Origin of the sequence: Komagataeibacter intermedius TF2, assembly GCF_000964425.1 — a bacterium.
GTDB lineage: Bacteria > Pseudomonadota > Alphaproteobacteria > Acetobacterales > Acetobacteraceae > Komagataeibacter > Komagataeibacter intermedius.
The window spans coordinates 1-4,029 of the sequence record NZ_BANF01000172.1 but is presented as its reverse complement, the minus strand read 5'-3'; the positions used below and the strand labels follow the sequence as shown (position 1 = coordinate 4,029).

3 protein-coding genes are annotated in these 4,029 nt (G+C 52.9%); all 3 read right to left on the bottom strand.

The window, feature by feature from the left end:
• Positions 1-283 precede the first annotated feature (283 nt).
• The 3 genes from B7449_RS15185 to B7449_RS15175 all read right to left on the bottom strand — a co-directional run bounded on the left by B7449_RS15185 (position 284) and on the right by B7449_RS15175 (position 3,899).
• Positions 284-775 (bottom strand): lipocalin-like domain-containing protein, encoded by a 492-nt coding sequence (locus B7449_RS15185; protein ID WP_242407832.1) that lies wholly within the window; start codon positions 773-775, stop codon positions 284-286.
• Positions 776-844: 69 nt separating this feature from the next.
• Positions 845-2,263 carry a cytochrome c gene (locus tag B7449_RS15180; protein WP_039736275.1) on the bottom strand — a complete coding sequence of 473 codons (1,419 nt, stop codon included), beginning with the start codon at positions 2,261-2,263 and terminating at the stop codon, positions 845-847.
• The gene (locus B7449_RS15175) at positions 2,256-3,899 is read right to left on the bottom strand and encodes a GMC family oxidoreductase (RefSeq protein ID WP_039736274.1); all 1,644 of its coding nucleotides are present in this window, start codon (positions 3,897-3,899) and stop codon (positions 2,256-2,258) included. Before B7449_RS15175 ends, B7449_RS15180 begins: the two co-directional genes overlap by 8 nt.
• Positions 3,900-4,029 lie beyond the last annotated feature (130 nt).

Here is a 4,029-nt window from a genome sequence, read left to right as displayed (position 1 = left end):
ACACACGGAATCATATCTCGCATCAAAACACAACTGTAGTGCTAAGCAGCGTTGAAAACGTGTCATTTCAGGGGGAAGAAGATTTCTCCACTCCCTCCTGTTCCAGACCGAATGACAGCTGCCTGCAATAATCCCGTTCTCAAAGCTGTTGCCAGCCGCATAAAGCAGCGTGGCAAACCCCACTCATCGCGATTGCACGACGTCTAGTCACAATCGCAAATGCTATCCTGAAAACAGGCTCGCCCTGGCGCGTTGCCTCATCCGCTTAAACATAGTTGCTAGATCACTCGATCCGTTTAAATCGGATGATACTGCGGGAGAGCTTCCCCGAGTCCCAGTTTGGCATTATTCGCCAAGGTGTAATAACATTTGCAAAATCACCATTAATTTCAATGGTACGCCTTTGCTCCGTCCCGACCCATTCGGGCGTCCAGGCAGTCTGCACATTCGTGACCCACTGGTTTCCTTCGATCCTGTAGCGCCCAATGTAGGCAACGAGAGTCTTCATAAGATGGGCGCGCTCCACATCTGTCTTTGGCGGCTGTCGATCGCTGCCCTCAAGGTTAAATGCGACCCACCCGTGAGGTGTAAAAATGACACGCCCCCGAGGGGAAGAACCCATTGCATCAATCGTTCGCCCCGTCTCTTTGTCTTCCACTTTGTAAGAAACAAGCCCCCAGACACCGACGATGTCCTTCTTGAGATCGGCGGTTTTTTTTGTATCCTGCGCGTATGCAGAAGTCGCTGCGGACACCACGGTGATCGCGCATACCACGATCAAGGATATGAAGTGTCTCGAAGTGCGAGTTTTTGAGACCATGAGAACTAGCCCTCTTTCGATTATTTATTTAACAATTTTCCGTACACGCCAGAAGCACCCGAGTGCTAAGAGAATGGCGCCCGCTGCCATACCGACACGGATTAAAACGAGCAGTGGTGACCGAGCACCACCATGACGGATGAGAGCGACCTGCGATGCCGACACGGAGACATTTTTCCTACCGTAGGTATCAAAGATATATTTCGAAAGCTTTGCTATTTCCGAATCATTCAGTTGAGTGGCATCTGTTTTCTTGCCGCCAAAACCAGGCATGAAAGCCTCGGCGTCAGACACATGCCGGTCAACACCGAACAGAATGGTTGCGATCAGGTTGTCTGGACTGGAGGCCCCTGTGACGGAGTTATGCCACAATGAAGGGTAATAACCGTCCCGACTGCCCTGTGCCCGGTAATTGTGGCAGGATGCGCAGTTGCCCATAAACAGTTCCGCACCAGATATATTTGGATTATCATCTGAGCGGATAGGTCGACCTCCTCTGACCTCATCAGCGCTGGAAGTAGGCTTTCCCAGCACGAAGCGTGAAACTTCTCCGTCTGCGGGGTCACGAACAGGCTTCGTGGTCGCAAGATATGTTGCCAGCGCGTTCAGGTCGGCATCTGTCAAATGCTGGAAACTGTGTTCGACCGCTTCTCCCATTCCATCGGCGGCTTGCGCGAGCCCGTCAATATGGCCCGTTTTTAGATAGGTCTTTATATTTTCACGCGACCAGTTGCCTATCCCGCTTATTTTATCTGAAGTTATATTAGGTGCATACCATGCACCCAGGCTCGCGCCACCCAAATCCTTGGAGGATTTCTCCTGCATGAGAAATCCTCGAGGAGTATGACATGTTCCACAATGCGCCGGTCCTTGCGCAAGATACGCGCCGCGGTTCCATTCTGACGAGCGGGATGGATCGGGTTGGAAAGTCCTGTCGTTACGAAAAAGCACATTCCAGAACATCATCGAACCCCGAATGTTCATCGGAAAGGGAAGAGACGTTTTCGACGGAGCGCTTTCTACTGACTGAACGGATTTCATGAAATAAACATACAGGTCGTGTACGTCCTGATCTGTCATGTACGAATATGCCGTGTAGGGCATGGCAGGATAAAGATTGCGCCCGTCCTTGCGAATACCTTTTCTCACAGCACGCGAGAAATCTGCTTCGCTGTAATCACCGATACCGAATGTTCTGGATGGCGTAATGTTTGTCGAATACATCGTGCCAAGCGGTGTTTTCATTGCCAGGCCGCCAGAAAACGGCTTGCCGCCAGGCGCTGTGTGACAGGCCACACAATCGGAGGTCACAGCTATGTAGGCGCCTCGATCAGTTGATCCGTCGCTTTGTGCCGAAGCCGTGCCGTAAAGAAATATCGAGGTGCAAAAAGCTCCGAGAAGGGTTATCCTGTCTGGCAATCTGCTATGCATCATTTTAGCCATGATGCAGTTGCCCGATGATCGCATCTGCGGCCTTGATGGCCAATGCCGCCATGGTTATTGTACTATTTCCGCTGCCGCCCGTGGTCATTGCGCCCCCACCGGGAAGAAAGAGATTCTCATGGTCATGGGCACGACAATCTACGTCCACGACGGAATCCTTCGGATCATTGCCCATGATGACGCCACCCATGATATGATCACTGTGTAAAAACTCAGGCGAGATCCTGATATCTGTCGCTCCCAGGGCTGCCGCCAGCTTTTTTAGAAGCGGTATTGTGTATTGCTCGGCGCTTCGACGCACATAGTCGCCGACATCATAGTGGATGCGCGGACGGCTTAGACCCAGCCAATCCTGTTTGTCAGAGAGAGTCAGCCGGTTAAATGGTAGCGGCAGAGGTTCGTGCTCAACTGTCAGGCGCGCCGTGCAGGCCGACAGCCGGCGAATTTCTTGATCAAGAGCCTTTCCGTATAAACCTTTTTCCAGAGCAGCCAGACCACCGAGTGTACTCCGTGCCATGTTTTCCATACGGAACATTGCACCGGCATAGTCGCGTCGAAACTCGCCCTGGCTCGTGTTCATGATACTGCTGCTCTGGACAGGTCCTACGCCGGTCCAGAGCGGTTCAGTCATTTCGACATCCGCAACCAGTTTTGGCTGATCCATCATATTACGACCGACTTGATCCGAACTATTGGCGACACCAGAGGGATTTTTCTCGTCAGCCGACAGAAGGAGCAGCTTGGGCGTTTCTATTCCGTTGCAAGCGAGAACGAAGATCTTTCCGGCAACTGAGTGTGAATTCTTGTCGGAATCAAAATAATGGATTGCCGCGACCTTCTTCTGACTATTCGTTTCAACACGGTACGCGACAGCGTTCGTGATGATCTGACCGCCCTTTGCTTCGATGCGCGGTAGAGCTGTTGCAGCATCATATTTGGCAGCGATCGGACAGACCGGAAAACAGTTGTTGTTTCCACAACAGGGAGGGCGGCCGTCAAACGAAACGCCACTATTACGTGCCTGGGGCGCCGGCAGGTTCTGCATGCCAAGGGTCGCAGCGACATCGGTCAACCGCTGTTCGCCAGGCCCGAAGGGAATGGGTCCCATCGGGTAGGGCCGCGAACGCGCTGTATTTGGAGGCCACTGTAAAGCCGGATCACCGGGGCCACAGACACCCATCGCATGTTCGGCGCGCGCATAATAAGGCTCCAGCACATCGTAAGAAAAAGCCCAGTCGCGTCCTACTCCATAGAGGCTTTTGAGACGTAAATCGTCAGGCGTCATACGCCAGCAGATACCTGCCCAATGCCAGGTGGCACCCCCCGCGTAGCGGACATACCCCTGCTCGTAGGCCTTTGCATTCGGTCCGGTCAGATCAAGATAAGAAGAGGCCTCGTCTGGAGTGCGTGTCTCAAGGTGAGGCGCCCACGGCTTGGGCGGGTACGGCGCATTCCAGTGGTTGCGCAATGTGGGCGCCAGATTACGGTAGTTTTCGACAATTGTGTCGCGACTGACACGGGGCCCAGCTTCAAGCATGAGCACCGAAAACCCGGCATCCAAAGCCTGTTCTGCTATCAGACAGCCGACTACGCCAGTACCTACAATGACGACATCGCTATTGAGATCGGATGGCATAAGAAATTCTCCGGAGAAATTCAGAATGACGGCATGTTAAGGAGCGGAACTGCTGTCGCATTCCAGGCATTGGGCGCCGATTTTGCGTAATACCAAGGGCTACTGTCTCTGACTCATCTGTGAAGTGACG

Coding starts and splice junctions, on each gene's coding strand:
- B7449_RS15175 (WP_039736274.1), bottom strand. CDS start 3,899: ATGCCATCCGATCTCAATAGCGATGTCGTCATTGTAGGTACTGGCGTA.
- B7449_RS15180 (WP_039736275.1), bottom strand. CDS start 2,263: ATGGCTAAAATGATGCATAGCAGATTGCCAGACAGGATAACCCTTCTC.